Source organism: Janthinobacterium sp. 75 (assembly GCF_004365495.1).
Classification (GTDB): Bacteria; Pseudomonadota; Gammaproteobacteria; order Burkholderiales; family Burkholderiaceae_D; genus Janthinobacterium.
In genome coordinates, this window is the sequence record NZ_SORD01000001.1 from 5,086,290 (window position 1) to 5,103,025 (window position 16,736).

A 16,736-nucleotide genomic window follows, 5' to 3' on the forward strand; every position below is an offset into this window, starting at 1 on the left:
GTTACGCGTTGCCAGCCTGTTTGCAACGCGTTTTTTTACGATTGGAGTCGGTCACGCCATGAAGGTTCCACGGCAGGCGCAGCACCGGCCAGCATGAAATCCACCCGCCAAGAATGCGGCATTCCGCACGAGCTTTACCCTCGCCGTGCGGAAAGACGGAATATCCATATTTCCCGCTTTCAACAAAATCAAATTAAACCTTTATAAACAATCACTTGCAATAAACGCCAAAATGCGCTCCACTGGCACGGAAGATGCTTTTATATTTTCATAACCGCCACCAGAGCGGCAGCCTGACCCACTATATAAAAACCATCTACTTTTTGGAGACAACAGCATGGCAAGCACCTTCCGCATCTCGTCCTTACTGAACACCAAGGCACTGGCCGTGGCCGTCGCACTGGCCGCACAATTCCCGCTGGCCGTCCACGCGGCCGACCTGGTACGCCTGGGCAACCTGAAATTCGCCCATTACGGCGCCGTCGCCTACATGAAGGAAATCGCGCCCAAATACGACCTGAAGATCGAAGAACGCATCTTCGCCAAGGGCCTCGACATCGTGCCGGCCATGATCGCCGGCGAAATCGACGTGTCCGCCAGCGCGCTGGAAGCGGCCATCACGGGCCGCGCCACGGGCTTGCCCGTGTACCTGGTGGGCGGCTTCGCCAAGGGCGGCGTGCAAATCGTCGGGCGTCCCGACCTGAACATCAAGGGCATTGCCGATCTGAAAGGCAAGAAAGTCGGCGTCACGCGCGGCGGCCCACAGGAAATCCTGCTGTTTGCCGAACTCACCAAGGCCAAGCTGACCTGGTCCGACAAGCCGGGCAAGGACGTGCAAATCCTGTACATGGGCTACCCGGACCTGAACCAGGCGCTGCTGACCAAGGATATCGACGTCATGAGCCAGTCCGAGCCCTACTCCACGCAAGCCATCCACAAGAAATACGGTGCGGCCATCATCAAGCCGTATGACACGCCGTTGGGCGAGCCCGTGCGCGCCCTCGTGATGACGGAAAAGATGTACAAGGAAAAGCCGGCCGTGGCCCAGCGCTTCATGGATTGCTTCGTCGCCGCCACCCGCGCCTTCCTGGCCGACCCGAAACTGGCGGAAAAATACGTGCGCGAATCGATGTTCAAGAACCAGATCACGTCCGAGGATTACCGCGATGCCATCGACAACGCCATCTTCACGGAAGACATCACGCAAAGCCACGTGCAGCTGACCACCGACTACATGGTGAAATTTGGCGTGGGCCGCATGGCCAAGGCGCCTGCCGCCCAGGATTGGGTCAAGCTGGACTTGCTGGAAAAAGCCAAGAAGTCCTACGTAGCACGCTAAACACGACCACGCTAATCTGAAAGTGTCACGATGAATATTCAAATGATGAAACGCTTCGCGCACGGTGCCATCGTGCCCGTGGTCGTGTTGCTGTTCTGGCAAGCACTGTCCACGTTTGGCTGGATCAATCCGCAAATCCTGCCCTCGCCCGTGGCCGTACTGGTGAAGTGGTATGAATACCTGATTCCCATGCAAGCGTACACGCCGGAAGCGGGCAACTACCTGGTGTGGATGTTCTCCGGCGAACTGCCGCACGACGCGTGGGCCAGCCTCTCGCGCGTGCTGGGCGGCTTCGCCATCGGCGCCGGCCTGGCCTTGCCGCTGGGCTTGCTGATGGGCACCAACAAGACCATCTATAAACTGTTCGACCCGCTGGTGCAGGTGCTGCGCCCGATTCCGCCCATCGCCTACATCCCGCTGGCGATTTTGTGGTTCGGCCTGGGCAATCCGCCCGCCTTCTTCCTGATCAGCATCGGTTCCTTCTTCCCCGTGCTGATGAATACCATCGCCGGCGTGCGCCAGGTCGACGGCATCTATATCCGCGCCGCGCGCAACCTGGGCGCCAGCCAGATGACGATGTTCCGCCGCGTCATCCTGCCAGCGGCCACGCCGTATATTTTGGCCGGCGCGCGCATCGGCATGGGCACGGCCTTTATCGTCGTGATCGTGGCGGAAATGATCGCCGTCAACAGCGGCCTGGGCTTCCGCATCCTGGAAGCGCGCGAGTATTTCTGGTCTGACAAAATTATCGCCGGCATGTTTACCATCGGCCTGTTCGGCCTGGCCATCGATATGGCCATGAATGCCCTGAATAATCATTTGCTGCAGTGGCACCGCGGCCTGGAACACTGAGAGGAACGGCCATGACCACGATCAATATCAATGCAGTCAATAAAATCTTCACCACGGGCGGCGCCGACGTCATCGCCCTCAAGGACATCAACCTGGAAATTGCCAGCGGCGAGTTCATCTGCCTGCTGGGGCCATCGGGCTGCGGCAAGTCGACCCTGCTCAATGCCATCGCCGGCTTCTCGCAGCCGACTTCCGGCCAGATCCTGGCCGGCGGCAAGCTGATCACCGAGCCCGGTCCCGACCGCGGCATGGTGTTCCAGGAATACGCGCTATTCCCATGGATGACCATCGAGAGCAATATCGCCTTCGGCCTGGAAATCGCCGGCAAGACGCCGGCCGAAATCAAGGAACGTGTCGACATGCTGCTGAGCATGCTGGGCTTGACGGAATTCCGTGCCCGCTACCCGAAAGACTTGTCCGGCGGCATGCGCCAGCGCGTGGCCATTGCCCGCGTGCTGGCCCTCGATTCGCCCATCATGCTGATGGATGAACCGTTTGGCGCACTGGACGCCTTGACGCGGCGCAACCTGCAAGATGAATTGCTGAAAATCTGGAAAGTCTTCGGCACCACCATCGTCTTCGTCACGCACTCGATCGAGGAATCGATCTACCTGGCCGACCGCACCATCGTCATGACCTACCGTCCCGGCACCATCAAGCGCGACGTGGCCATCGACCTGCCTCGCCCGCGCGACCCGAGCGACCCGGAGTTCAACCGCCTGAAGCGCATGCTGGGCGAGATGGTGATGGAAGAGCAGCAAAGGCACCATAATGCAGAAACGATGGCGAGTACCGCTGATTAGTGGTGTCTGACCAAACCTACTGCGCGTCGGTATAGGCGGCCTGCGATGCTCACCGTACTAGAGTACGGCTCCGCTTCTCGGCCACCTCTACCTTCCGCTCGCTACGGTTTTGTCAGACACTGCAAATTTGCATGTCAGTCGTAAATCAGGATTCACCCTCTCGGGTGAATCCCGCCGTACACTACCATTCCTACTTTGCGGCGCACGCAAGATCAACCCGACACACGGAGCACCATGGCATTCGGCAAATGGCCCCTGAGACCCGCGCTCGCCCCCCTGCTGGCCGTGGGTTCACTGGTCATGCTGACATGGGCGTCGTATGCCTGGGTCAAGCAGCGCCAGCTCGATGAATTGCACCGCACGCTCGATTCGCGCGCGGAACTGTATGCCGCATCCATCGGCGGCGCCCTCAACAAATACGAATTTCTGCCCCTGGCCGTAGCCCAGAGCGATGCCGTGGCGCAGCTGCTGGAGCAGCCCAGCGCCGACAAAGTCACGCAGATCAACGCCTACCTGGTCGACATGAACCGCCGCGCGGGCGCCTTTGCCGTCTACGTGCTCGACGACAAGGGCACGACCCTGGCGTCAAGCAACTGGCAAGACCGCAGTTCCTACGTGGGCGTCAACTACGGCTTCCGTCCCTATTTCAAGAACGCCATTGCGGGCGGCATCGGCCGCTTCTACGGCATCGGCTTCTCCACCTTCGAGGCTGGCTATTTCATTTCCCAGCCCGTGTTGCGCGACGGGCGCATCATCGGCATCGTCGCCGCCAAGGTCAACCTGGACTGGATCGAGCAATCGTGGCGCACGCCCGGTGCGGGCGAACAGATCTGGGTCAAGGATGCGAATGGCGTGATCATCCTGGCCACCACGCAAGCCTTCAAGTTCAAGACCCTGGCGCCCCTGTCGCCGGCCGCCAAGAACGATATCAGCGAACAACGCCAGTTCCTGCAGGAAAACCTGCCCATTTTGCCGCACAAGGTGCTGCGCCAGTTCGCCGACGGCGCCAGCGTCATGACCCTGGAGCGCCAGCAGTCGGGCGACACGCCGGCCCTGTCCGGCAGCGCCGACTACCTGGCCGTGAACCGCTCGCTGGGTCCGCTGCAGTGGCAAATCACCGTGCTGGCCGAACTCGACCAGGTCAACGAGGCGGCGCGCAACGCGGCCATGGCCGCCGCGCTGGGCTGGGCCTTGCTGCTGCTGGCCCAGATGTATGCGCGCCAGCGCCGGCGCCGCATCGCCGACAAGCTCAATGCGCAACAAACCCTGGCGCGCGCCTATGAACAGCTGGAAATCAAGGTCGAACAGCGCACGGCCGACCTGGTGCACGCGAATGGCCGCCTGCAGGCGGAAGTGGCCGAACGCGAGCGGGCCGAACAGACCCTGCGCTATGCCCAGGCGGAACTGGTGCAAAGCGGCAAGCTGGCTGCCATCGGGCAGATGGCGGCCGGCGTCACGCACGAACTGAACCAGCCGCTGGCCGCCCTGCAAACCTTTTCCGACAATGCCAAAGTCTTTTTGGCACGCGGTCGCATCGACGATGCGCTGGACAATCTGTCCACCATTTCCGACCTCGTCAAGCGCCTCGGCTATGTCACCTCGCAACTGAAGGGCTTTGCGCGGCGCAGCGACGATGCGCGCAAACCGGTCAGCGTGCGCCAGGCGTTTGCGCAAACCATGCTGCAAATCCGCACGCGCAAGCATTCGCAACGCCTGACCCTGCATGAAAGCTGGCTTGAGGACGACATCATCGTGCTGTGCAACGCCATCGGGCTGGAGCAGGTGTTTACCAACCTGATCACCAACGCCATGGATGCCGTGCCGGAAAGCGAGCCCGTGCATATATGGTTCCAGGTGCGCCGCGAAGGCGAGCTCGCCGTGCTGCATATCACCGATAATGGCCCCGGCATCCCGCTGGCCTCGCTCGACAAGATCTTCGACCCTTTTTATACCACCAAGGAACACGGGCTGGGCTTGGGATTGTCGATCAGTGCAGGCATACTGCGCGCGGCCGGCAGCGCACTGGCCGTGCGCAACCGCAGCGCGCAGGAAGGGGGCGGCGCACAATTTACCATCACCCTGAGCTGCGACCCGGGGGAGAGAGACGAAGGACACATCTGATGCACGAGAATAATTTTGAAGGCATGCAAGTGCTGCTGGTGGAAGACGATGCCGTCGTGCGCAAGGGCGCCCGGCAATCGCTGGAACTGGCAGGGCTGCAAGTGACGGCCGTCGCCACGGCCGAAGAAGCGCTGCCCTACCTGGTGCCCGAATTTGCGGGCATTTTATTGAGCGATATCAAACTGCCCGGCATGGATGGCTTGAAACTGCTCGACATCGCCGTGGCGCAGGATGCCAGCCTGCCCGTCATCCTCGTCACCGGTCATGGCGACGTATCGATGGCCGTGGGCGCCATGCGCCGTGGCGCCTACGATTTCATCGAAAAGCCGTTTTCCGCCGACTTGCTGGTGGAAGTGTGCCGGCGCGCGCTCGATAAACGCCATCTGGTGCTGGAAAACATGAACTTGCGCCGCCAGCTCGAGCAGCGGGTGGGCATCGAGGCGCGCATCGTGGGGCGCAGCGCGGCCATGGCCAAGGTGCGCCAGCTGGTGCTGAACCTGGCGCCGAAGTCGGCCGACATCATCATCCTGGGCGAAACGGGTACCGGCAAGGAACTGATTGCCCGCTGCCTGCACGACTTCAGCGAGCGGCGCGACCACCCTTTCGTGGCGATCAACTGCGGCGCGCTGCCCGAATCGATTTTTGAATCGGAACTGTTCGGCCACGAGGAAGGTGCCTTTACGGGCGCGCAACGCCAGCGCATCGGCAAGATCGAGTACGCCAACGGCGGCACCTTGTTCCTGGACGAAATCGAAAGCATGCCGCTGGCCCTGCAAGTAAAACTGCTGCGCGTGCTGCAGGAACGGCAAGTCGAACGCCTGGGATCGAACAAGCTCATTTCCGTCAATTTCCGCGTGATTGCGGCCGCCAAGGAAGACTTGAGTGTGCTGGCGGAACAGGGCAAGTTCCGCCCCGACCTGTATTACCGCCTGAACGTGGCCAGCCTGACCCTGCCGGCGCTGCGCAACCGGCGCGAGGATATCCCCCTGCTGTTCGAGTTTTTCGTGCTGCAGGCGGCGCTGCGCTATGGCCAGCCGGCCGCCCTCGTCAGCGGCGAACTGATCGCGTCCCTGATGGCGCAGCGCTGGGCCGGCAACGTGCGCGAGCTGCACAATGTGGCCGACCGCTTCGTGCTGGGCTTGCTCGACGACACCCTCAGCCCGGCCGGCTGCCGCGAAGCGTCGCTGGCCGAGCAAGTCGACACCTTCGAGATTTCCATCATCGAAGAAGCCTTGCGCCGCCACAATGGCAACGTCATCGAGGCGGCGGCCGCACTGAATATCCCAAAGAAAACCCTGTACGACAAGCTCAAGCGCTTTGATATCTCGACGGAGCAATTCCGATAATCATTGGCAACTAACCGACACAAGCATGAGGCGCCGTCCTACCCGTGCGGGCGGACTCCTGTGTGACAATGCCAGCTCGAATCAACACTTGCACAGGACACTGCCATGAAAACCGCCGCTCTCTTGCTGGCCGCCACCCTGATGACCGTCGGCGGCGCCTGGGTACAAGCCCAGTCGACGACAAATGTCAACCAGACGGGCAACCACACCAACAATCCGAATGATCCGGGCCAGAAATCGGATCAGTCCGACAAACTGGACAACAAAGGCAAGCTGGTGCACGACGGCAAGCCAGCCAAGGCGCGCACGGACAAGCGCACGCGGCGTAACAAGCCGACGGCCACGCCAGCGTCCACACCCGCTATGCCCAGCATCCCCATCTCCCCTACGAAATAGTATCAGCGCTGCGCCACGTTGCTTCCAGGCACGCTATCATCGCGACTTTACAAGATAGCTAGGATGGCAATGAAAGCAGCATGGCAAACGATGATGGCGGCAGGCGTGCTGGCCGCCGCCGGTGTACAGGCGGCCCCCACGGTGGGCGAGTGCATGGAACTGACCACGGGCATCAAGTTCAGCAAGAACAATGGCGACGCGCAAGTCAACGTCGAGGAAACCTTCGAGGGCAAGAAACTCAAGGGTACGCAGCTGATCCTCGACGGCGGCGTCCTGCTGGCCACGTCCTACCAGGACATCCGCGACGGCCAGGTATTCCTGACGGGCACGGTCCATTACAATGAAGACGGCAGCGTGCGCAGCAAGAACGTTTACGCGCCGCAGTCGGCCATCCCCGCCAATATGCGCCCCGGCCAGGAAGTGCGCGTACAGTTCACGGACACGCAAACAAGCACCCACTACCCGCTGGCGGGCCTGTCCGACAAAATCACCACCTCCACGCGCACGGATAAACGCGATTTCTCCATCACCTTCCTGGGCTGGGAACGCCTGGAACTGGGCGGGCGCCGCTTCCCCGACGCCTGCAAGTTCGAACTGCGTGACGTCGGTGGAAAAAGCAAAGGCAAAAGCGGCGAATACGTGTGGTACGCGCAAGGCTACGGCGTGATCATGACGGACAAGCTGGACAAGGATGGCGATGTGCAGCCGGCTTACCGTATCGCATTGACGAAAATCATCAGCGCGCCGTAATTTTTGACAACTTTTACGTTAGAATCGGGGACACATACTTCTCTTATCAGGAAATCATGTCGCCGATCGAACGCAAATGGTGGTTTGCCATGCCAGTCATGTTTCTCGCCATGGGCGCGACGCTGTGGCTGCTAGATTGCGCGCAAGTACCACGCACGTTTTCTTTGGCCTGGATCAATATTTTCAGCCTGTGCTGCGTGCCGCTGCAGCGTAGCCTTTCTTTTCTGCTCTGGATATTGCTGCTATGGCTGGCGCCTGGCCTGGCAGTCAAGAAACTGGCCCAGCGATAGGGCCGTCCCCCGCCGCAGCTAGAGATCATGGCGATCAAACAACCATACGCCATCCCTTTTCACAAATACAAAAGTATCGCGATGAACGCCGGTGTCGGGCGGCATGCCGCGAAAATCCACGGTCAAGAAAATAGTCTGGGGATCGTGCACCACCCAATTCCATATTTTTTTCGATATGTAATAATTTAGGTGATCTATTTTCGGAGGAAATCGCATCTGCTTAATCCCGTCACTGGAAGCAAGCGCGGAAAATGATGATGGGGTTGCTCGAACCTGGCTATAAACCTGGAAAAAGTCCATCACAGGATTAATAGCATCTTTCACCACAGCCAAATCTTCGGCAGTCTTGATTGCAGAAAGATCCACCCTGTTTTTTATCTTCCGATCAGGTGGCTCTTTCATAAAGCTAAAATCCAATGCTTTGGCATTGGCAGTTCTTTCCTCAGTAGCTACTACTCTCTCTGTAGCATGCCCTGGTGGCAGCATTATTCCAAACCCCAAAAAAATAACAAGAAAATAGAAGTTCCGCATCTTAATTACCGCAAAATATTTCTGAAATTTATTTTCAACATAAAAATAGGGCAAGGTTGTTCCACATCCTCTCTTGCCATACACCAGCCGCTAGCGATCTTGCAGCAGAAGACAGCGAGAATATACTCCCCCTATTGAAATGTATCTATTTTTTTCCCGCTTTTTTTGGAGCTTTTCATCTACACATTTTTGCCGATATTTCCACTTTGATATTCCACACACTATTCCAACAGAGACAGCATCCATGACAGGCACAGCAGCACACTTTTCTGATCAATGAGTCAACGCGCATGATTCAAACAGCAGGACAGGCGAATGGCAGCCGCAATACCGTCAGAACTAATGCCTCTGCGCCAGCGCATTCCCCCGCACCTGGAACGCCACCCGCGCCACCGTCTTGCCGGCATCATCGACGAGAGCCAGCGCGTGCTTGCCCGGCACGGGGCGCCAGCTGATGCTCTCAGTTGCCGCGCCCAGATCCTTGCCGTCGAGCACCCAGCGCAAGCCGTGGCTGCCCTGCGCCTGGAAGAAGACGCGCTGCAGGGCGGGCGGGATGTCGGGGTCGATGGCAAGGATGCTGTCCTCGGCCGGATACACGATGACGGCTGGCTTCACTGTGTCGCCCAGCACGGCGATGACGGGGCTTTCAGTACCAGCGATGAACCATTCGCGGCGCGGCGCTTCCAGCGCGGGCTGGTAAGCGACCATCTGCTGCAGCACGCCGGGCGGCGCTTTTGGTGCATGGCTGGGGACGTTCTTGTGCAGGTAGTCCATGACGTCGCGCCACACGGGCGCGGCGCCCGTCACGCCCGAGACGTCCCACATGGGCTTGCCGTCGAAGTTGCCCACCCACACGCCCACCGTGTAGCGTTCCGAGTAGCCCATGCACCAGTTGTCGCGCATGTCCTTGCTGGTGCCCGTCTTGACGGCGCTCCAGAAATTCGTCCCCAGCTCGTTGCGCAAGCCAAACGTCATGCTGCGCGCGGCGCGGTCTGCCAGGATATCGCCGACGATGAAGGCGGCGCCCGGCTCCATCACGCGGCGCCTATCCTTGCCCGCCTGCCCCGGCTGCAGGCTGGCAGTGCTGTACAGCCCGCCATTCGCCAGCGCGCGGTAGGCATTGGCCAGTTCCAGCAGGGTCACTTCCGACGAGCCCAGCGCCAGCGAAGGGCCGTAATATTCGGCCGGTTCCGTCAGGCTGGACAAGCCCACTTCCTTGAGGCGATTGTAGAAGCCGTCCTGCCCCGTCAGCAGCACCGTGCGCACGGCGGGAATGTTGAGCGAACTGGCCAGGCTGGTGCGGGCGCTGACGTATCCCTTGAAGTTGCGGTCGTAGTTTTGCGGCGCATACATGCCCGACGCCGTGGCGACGTCCAGCGGCGAATCGTCCATGACGGAGGCGGCCGTCATCAGCCGGCGCTCGATGGCCAGTTCATACAGGAATGGTTTCAAAGTGGAACCGGCCTGGCGCAGAGCCGTCACGCCATCGACATGGCTGCCGCCCGCATTGCCCACATAAGCAAGGACTTCTCCGCTGCGGTTGTCGAGCACGATGATGGCGCCATCGTTGACATTGCGCTCGCGCAAGGACGCCAACTGCTGGCGCAGATTTTCCTGCGCAAAGCGCTGCAAGGGGCCATCGAGGGTGCTACGCACGGAGGCGCCCGATTGCTTGAGCAGCTGCTGCGCCACCTGCGGCGCCGGTGCGAGGTCGGCGTACAGGGCCGTGCGCTGCAAGGCCGTCTGCACGCGCTGGCCGATCAGCTGGCAGCTGCTGTCCATGCGCCATTCCTTCGCCAGCGCGCAGGCACGGCGCGTGACAGTGGCCGGCGGCGCATTCGGCGCCCGCACCAGGCTGGCCAGAATGATGCCATCCGTCTGGTTCAGGCCCGATGGCGCCTTGCCGAACAGGCTGTACGAGGCGGACGCGATGCCTTGCAGCTCGCCGCGGAACGAGACGAGATTCAGGTAAGCCTCGAAAATCTGGGCCTTGCTCCAGCTATCCTCGATGGCTTGCGCCGCGCGCATCTGGTCCCATTTCTGGCGCAGGCTGCGCCCGCCCGCTTGAGCCTGCAAGTCCGCGTCGAGCTGGCCCGCCAGCTGCATGGTGATGGTCGAGGCGCCCCGGGGCTTTTTTGAAAACAGATTGTCCCAGGCGGCCGTGGCCAGCGCGGACACATCCACGCCGCCATGGCGCATGAAGCGCTGGTCTTCCGCCAGCAGCACGGCCTGCTGCACGGCGGGGGAGATTTCGGCCAGCGGCACCCACGGCAAACGCCGCACCTTCATGTCAACGCGCAAGGATTGCAGCGGGGCGCCGCTGCGGTCCAGCAGCTGCGCTTCCGAACTGCGGTAGGCGGCCTGCACCTGGGCCGGCGTCAGCACAGCTTGCGCAAATGCGGGGCCAGCCAGCACGTAGCCCATGACAAAAATCAACCGCTTCACAGTCTTACCTCTCACTGCCCGACCTTCACATTCGCGTTCGGCGACTCGCCAAACATCTCGGGCGAATACATGGCTTCGATGCGCGTGGCAGGCAGGCTGAAGTCGCCCGCATTGTTCAGGCGCACCGTGTATTCCACGCTCCAGTTACCCTTCGGCACGAAGGCGTAATAGGCGCGGAAGGCGTCGAAGGCCCGTTCCTCGAACGTAGGCCAGACCCAGCCCGTGGATTTTTCGCCGGCCGTCATCAGCTGCGAATCGCGCCCCAGGCCATTGCCCAGCACTGTGGCGCTGGCGGGAATCGGATCATCGACCACCACCCAGCTCATGTCCGCCTGCGCCGACAAGTCCAGGCGCACGCGGTACACATCGCCGCGCGACCATACGCCAGTGGTTTTCTGTTCCACGGGCGTAATGGTCTTCTTGATCGTGTAACCGCTCGACACGGGCGCCTTGAGCGGGATGGCCGCCAGGCTTTGCACGGTGGCCCAAGGCTTGCCCGTGCCGCTGTGGGCCAGGCCCAGGGTATCCATGCCCTTCGGCCACGCTTGCAGCACGGGGCCGACTTTCGCCGCGCCGTTCCACACGAGCGCTTGCGTATCGCTGCCCAGCTTCACGGCGCTGGCGCCCGTCACGGGCGTGGACTCGAACTTGGCCGAGAATTTGGCAATCGCCAGGGTACCCCAGGCGTTGGCCACCGTGGTATCCCAACGGCCCTTTTTCTGGCGGCCCATGCTGCCGCGCACGAGGCGGCCGATGTCATCCTTCCACGCCGGGTCGTCCATCACGGCCAACAGCAATCGGTTGGCGTTGACGTCGCCGGAGACCATCAGCCACCACCAGTTATCCTTGCGCTCGGTGGAAAAGCCCATGGTCGTGCCCTGGAAATTCAGGCGCGAACGCAAAATCTGCTGCGCCTCGGCCAGCAGCGCATCGCGGCGCGCCAGGCTTGGCGTGCGTTGCAACAACAAGCTCCAGTCGATGACAGCGGAAGTGGGCCACAGGTTCGGACTGATGCTGATGCTCTCCAAGGCATCGGGTGGCACTTTGTTGGAACGCGAGAGTGCTTCCAGCGCGGCCAGCTTGCGCACGGCCAGGTCGGTCGTGGCCAGCGCGGAGCGGCGCACGATGCGGCCCTGCACGAAGGCGGTCAAGGCTTCTTCCATGCGGTTCTTCGTCTGCTCGGGAATTGCATAGCCCGCTTCCCTGCTTGCCGACAGCACGTACGCCGTCAGGCTGTCACTGCCCTGCTCCATGATGGGGAAATATTTCAGCATGCCATCGCTGTCCAGGTAGGCGGGCAAGCTGGCGGCCAGCTTGTTCCACGCGTCCTGGTCTTGCAGGGCGATGGCTTTCGACGTGTTCTGCTCGAAGCAGGTGTAGGGGTAGGCGGCCATGTACTCGCGCACTCCGGGCAGCTCGCCGCCCAGCTTGGCGACAAAGCTGGTCTGGATACCGCCCCGGCCAGGCAAGGCACCGGCCGGCATCTGCACCGACATATTCACCGGCTTTTCTAACTGCAGCAAGGTGGCCTGGTAGGTGCGCACGGGGGTGGCCTGGCCTACCTTTTGCGTGATTTTCAGTTTATCCGTATGGCTGCCCGCTTTCGCGCTAATCTCCCACACGACAGTTTGCGCGCCCAGCGGCACCTGGTAATCCCAGCCCACTTCGCGCGCTTCGCCCGCCGCCAAGGTCAAGTTCTGGCGCGGCTGCGCCTTGCCGGCCGCCGTTGCATTGAGTTCCACGCTCAAGGATGCGGCCGAGGTGTTGCGCACGGTGAATCCTGCGCGCAACTGGTCGCCTTCGCGCACGAGGGTCGGCAAGCCCGACATCAGGATCAGGTCTTGCGAACTGCGGATATCCGTGCTGCCCGTGCCAAACAATTCCTTGCCCGCGCTGGCGATGGCGACGATGCGAAACGCCGTCAGCGAGTCGTTCAGCGGTACTTGCACCGTGGCTTCGCCCTTGGCGTCGAGCTTGACGGTACCTTTCCAGAACAGCAGGGTGTCGAACAGTTCGCGGCTGGCGCCCTTGCCGCCGCCACCGCCGGCCGGGAAGGCCTTGCGGCCGAAGTGACGCTTGCCGATCACCTGCATCTGCGCCGTCGCCGTTTCCACCTGCAGGCTGCGCTGCGCCATCATGGTGTCGAGCAATTTCCAGCTATCGTTGGGCATGAGTTCCAGCAAGCCCGTATCGACGGCTGCCAGCGCCACTTCCGCGCCTGCTGGCAGGGCTTTGCCATCGGCGCGACGCACGCGCACGGACACCTCTGCCTTGTCGCGCGTTTTGTACACTTCCTTGTCGGACACCACCATGACGTTCAGCTCATGCGCCTGCCACCCCACGTTCAGGGGCGCGATGCCCATCTTGTAGGCTGGCTTGCCCAGGTCGACCAGGGCCGTCGGCTGCACGCCATCCACCCTGCCCCGCACGACAAACACGGAGACATACACATTTGGCGCGTAGTTCGGTTTGACCGGGATATTTACCACCGGTTCCCGGCCATTGAGCTGGCGCACATAGGTGTCGAGGATGCCTTCGCGCTCGACCGTGATCAGCGCCGTGCCCGAGCGGAACGGCATGCGCACTTGCAAGCTCGCTTCCTGGCCCGGTTCATAGCGTTTCTTTTCAGGCAAAACGTCGATGCGGTCATTGTCGCTGGCGTTGAACCACCAGTCGCCGCTGCCGGCCACCCAGGTTTCGCGATTGGCGACTGCCGCGTTGCCGGACGCATCCTGCGTGCGGGCGCGCAGAATCAAATTGCCGCTGGCCGGTGCCTTCACGTCGCAGACCAGCAAGCCCTTGTTGTCCGTCTTGCCAGTGCAGGCGGAACCCAGCTTGACGATTTCGCTGCTGTTTTCATACGCATAGAAACCACCGATCAGGCGGCGGCGGTGCGAATAGCTGTTGCGCTGAAAGAAGTCGACGGCCACGGCCGCGTTTGCCACGGGCTTGCCATTGGTGCCCAGCACGGCCACTGTGAACTTGAAGGCATCCTTGCTCAAGGCCCAGGCGTCTGGCTTGATGCCGATCACATAGTTCGATGGCCACAGCGGCACGCGCGTGGCGACGGAAGCCGTCTCGCCATTCGCATCCTGGAAAGCCATTTCCGCCACCAGGTCACGCGGCGCGGACAGCTGCGGCAGCTGGTCGATGACGATGCGCGCGCCGCCCGCCTTGTCCAGGGTCAAGCTTTGCGTGCGCGCGGCCGTGGCGCCGGGGCCCGCTGGCCCGCCATTGCCTTCGTCCTGCCATTCGCCCTCATCGTCGTCATAGCCCGTGCCCTGTTTCACCAGGCCTTCTTTCACGTCGCCATTGCTGAAGCTGACATCGGGATAATCGGGAAAAGTCACGCTCTTGTCCTGCAGCACCGTGCGCAGCTTGACGGGCGCGTTGGTGGCGGCGCCGCCGGCCAGATACGTGATTTGCGCATCCAGGGCCAGCTGTTTCGCCTGCACGGCGGGCGCTTTCGGGCCCTGCAGCACGGCTTTCATGGTGGGCACGCGGAACGCTTCCACACGGAAACTGCCGGACGGGCGGCCCGCCATGGTCACGCTGTATTCGCCCTGCTTGGCGTCGGCGGGAATGAGCCAGTCGCTTTCCGCCGTGCCGCTGGCCGACCAGCGCAGGGGCAGCTGGTAATTCTGGTCGCTGCCCTGGTGCGTGATGACGACGGAAGTGGCGCTGCCGGGGCCGTTGTTCCTGTCGACCAGGCTCATGCCTTCGGCCGTGTGCTTGCGGATGAAATGCTTCATGTGCACGGTTTCGCCGGCGCGCAGCAAGGTGCGGTCAAATACCGTGGCAAGCAAAGTGTTGTCGGCGCGCGTGTCGTCCGTGGGCAAATTGAAGCGCCAGGCTTCGATGCCGCCCACCCAGTCCGACAGGGTGAACGTCATGTCGCCGCCGCTGCGCGCACTGATAAAGTAGCGGCCATTGTTCTTGCAGCTGGAATTGGCCAGCTCGCCGGGGATGTGCGCCACGCCGTCCGCGCCCGTGGCGCCTTGCCACAGCAGCTTGCCGGCGCAGTCGCGCACGGCCACTTGTGCTTTCGCAACAGGCGCGCCCTTGTCCAGCGACGTTACCCACACGAGTGACGATTGCGCACCGTGCTTGAAGTGGGCCGCCAGGTTGGTCACCAGCGCGGCAGTACGGATGTAGGCCGTGGTCGGTTTACCCAGCAGCACCTTGCCCAGGATGGGGCTGGCCAGCTCGACCACGTAAAAGCCTGGTTTCTGCAGCGGAATGCCGATCACTTCAAAGGTTTTCTTGCCATCGGGGCGCGGGAGGCTGATGGGGCGCGTGCCGGCGGCACCGGCCAGCACGGATTTGCTCATGTTGCCAGCATACTGGGCATACGGTTGCCAGTATTCTCCCCCGTCGCCATTGCCGGCCAGGCGCTGCATCCACTCGATGATGAATTTGTCGTCATTGTCGGGCACGCGCAAGGTGGCGCCCGTGGCGGCCGATGCCGGTGCCGATTCCCTGGCGATTTCCTTGCCCGACAGCACGGGCTCGATATTGCGCACCGTGACGGGCAGCAAGCCGTCGCCCTTGGCTTCGATGATACCGAACGGGGCCGGGAACTTCAGCAGCGGCGGCTGTTCGCCCGTGCGCACCGTCATGGGGAAGCGCGCACGGTTGAGCAAGGCACGGCCCGCGTCATCCGTGAGTTTCGGCGGCAGGTTCAGGACAAAACTGGCTTGCACGGGAAATGGCCCGTTGAACGTCACGTCTTGTACGAATTCCGCTTTTTCCTCTTCCTTCGAGATCGTTGGCGCATACGTCTTGCCGCCCCCTGTCAGGGTCATGGCGCGCACCAGCGACGCTTTCACGGGCGCGGAAAACTGCAAGCGCATGGGCAGGAAGGGGATGCACTGCTCCTTCGGGTTGCTGCGTTCGCAACTGAACTTGGCCGTAAAATCGGGACGCGTCTTGAACTGCAGGGTTTGCGCCTTCTCCGTGGCGATGCCGCTGGCGCTGGCGATGCCCTCGCCCCACACCAGGGAGACCTTGGCGTTGGCGGGGAAGCTGCGCTTGCATTGCAGCACGGTGACGGGCAACGGCGGCGCACCCTTGCTGGCGACGGGCATACCCACTTTCCACAGCGTCCCCCGCTTCTTGAAGTACACGGTCAAGTAGCGGTCGAGAAAGCTCTTGCGCAGGGTCAATACCTGCTCCAGCTCCTTGCCCACAAGCCGCCGCACGGGAATCTTTTCATTGATGCCATCGGCGCGGCAATATGCATTCGCGGCCACGCTGGCCTCGTTTGGCACGGCGTCCAGACCCAGCACGAAGATCTGGTTTTCATCGATATACGGCTGGCCGTCATAGGGTACAGCCTCGACGATGGCCGGGCCTCCCGTGGAAAAGCGGTAGGACGTCGTCCCTTGCAAGGGCTTGCCCGCCAGGTCCTTCAGCCCCGCTTTCAAGGTAAAGCTGCACGCTACGCCGGCCGGCAAGTCGCGCTCGAAATCATAGTTCCAGTTGCGCTCGTCGGCCCAGCGCCCCGCACCCGCCACGACGGCAGGCTCGGCCTTGCCGCAATCGATGGCGAACGGCGCGGGCAAACCCATGTCGCCGAACGGCACCATCGGCGTGGCGAACTGGGCCCGCACCTGGCGCACGGCCTTGACCGTGCCACTGGGCGAAAACAGGGACACGCCGCTATCGGCCCAGGCCGGCGTCGCCATGCCCGGTGACAGCAGCAGGCACAGCAGACCCAGCGGGCCCACTTTGCCAGCAAGCGGGGAAGAAAAGATACGGGACAGGTCAGGCACGGGTGACTCCTTGATGAAAAGTGGCGGAGCTGGCTGCGGCGCGCAAAAGTTGCCCGGAGGAAGCCCGGCAAGGCAACAGAACGCGGCAA

General features: G+C 61.9%; 11 protein-coding genes. 8 read left to right on the top strand and 3 right to left on the bottom strand.

Going from position 1 to position 16,736, the window contains the following annotated elements; all coding sequences use genetic code 11:
• The first annotated feature begins 337 nt into the window (after nt 1-337).
• The 8 genes from C8C89_RS23135 (at nt 338) to C8C89_RS23170 (ending at nt 7,897) form a co-directional block, all read left to right on the top strand.
• On the top strand, nt 338-1,339 hold the full coding sequence (locus C8C89_RS23135; RefSeq protein ID WP_101480373.1) for an ABC transporter substrate-binding protein: 1,002 nt from the start codon (nt 338-340) through the stop codon (nt 1,337-1,339).
• A 30-nt stretch (nt 1,340-1,369) separates the two neighbouring features.
• Nucleotides 1,370-2,191, top strand: coding sequence for an ABC transporter permease (locus C8C89_RS23140; RefSeq protein WP_101480372.1), 822 nt, complete (start codon nt 1,370-1,372; stop codon nt 2,189-2,191).
• An 11-nt stretch (nt 2,192-2,202) separates the two neighbouring features.
• A complete protein-coding gene (locus C8C89_RS23145) occupies nt 2,203-2,994 on the top strand; it encodes an ABC transporter ATP-binding protein (RefSeq protein WP_034786306.1) in 792 nt (263 codons plus the stop codon).
• 234 nt (nt 2,995-3,228) lie between these two features.
• A complete protein-coding gene (locus tag C8C89_RS23150; protein ID WP_133992768.1) occupies nt 3,229-5,115 on the top strand; it encodes an ATP-binding protein in 1,887 nt (628 codons plus the stop codon).
• The gene (locus C8C89_RS23155) at nt 5,115-6,461 is read left to right on the top strand and encodes a sigma-54 dependent transcriptional regulator (RefSeq protein WP_101480370.1); all 1,347 of its coding nucleotides are present in this window, start codon (nt 5,115-5,117) and stop codon (nt 6,459-6,461) included. The genes C8C89_RS23150 and C8C89_RS23155 overlap by 1 nt, the downstream gene beginning before the upstream one ends.
• Nucleotides 6,462-6,566: 105 nt before the next feature.
• A complete protein-coding gene (locus C8C89_RS23160) occupies nt 6,567-6,857 on the top strand; it encodes a hypothetical protein (protein WP_133992770.1) in 291 nt (96 codons plus the stop codon).
• Between the two features lie 69 nt (nt 6,858-6,926).
• The gene (locus C8C89_RS23165; protein WP_133992772.1) at nt 6,927-7,607 is read left to right on the top strand and encodes a hypothetical protein; all 681 of its coding nucleotides are present in this window, start codon (nt 6,927-6,929) and stop codon (nt 7,605-7,607) included.
• 56 nt (nt 7,608-7,663) lie between these two features.
• On the top strand, nt 7,664-7,897 hold the full coding sequence (locus tag C8C89_RS23170) for a hypothetical protein (RefSeq protein WP_133992774.1): 234 nt from the start codon (nt 7,664-7,666) through the stop codon (nt 7,895-7,897).
• An 18-nt stretch (nt 7,898-7,915) separates the two neighbouring features.
• Here C8C89_RS23170 and C8C89_RS23175 read toward each other — a convergent pair whose 3' ends face one another.
• The 3 genes from C8C89_RS23175 to C8C89_RS23185 form a co-directional block, all read right to left on the bottom strand.
• The gene (locus C8C89_RS23175) at nt 7,916-8,482 is read right to left on the bottom strand and encodes a hypothetical protein (protein WP_133992776.1); all 567 of its coding nucleotides are present in this window, start codon (nt 8,480-8,482) and stop codon (nt 7,916-7,918) included.
• Nucleotides 8,483-8,767: 285 nt separating this feature from the next.
• Nucleotides 8,768-10,873 carry a penicillin-binding protein 1C gene (gene pbpC, locus C8C89_RS23180; RefSeq protein WP_347876599.1) on the bottom strand — a complete coding sequence of 702 codons (2,106 nt, stop codon included), beginning with the start codon at nt 10,871-10,873 and terminating at the stop codon, nt 8,768-8,770.
• 11 nt (nt 10,874-10,884) lie between these two features.
• Nucleotides 10,885-16,647, bottom strand: coding sequence for an MG2 domain-containing protein (locus C8C89_RS23185; RefSeq protein WP_243858199.1), 5,763 nt, complete (start codon nt 16,645-16,647; stop codon nt 10,885-10,887).
• Nucleotides 16,648-16,736 lie beyond the last annotated feature (89 nt).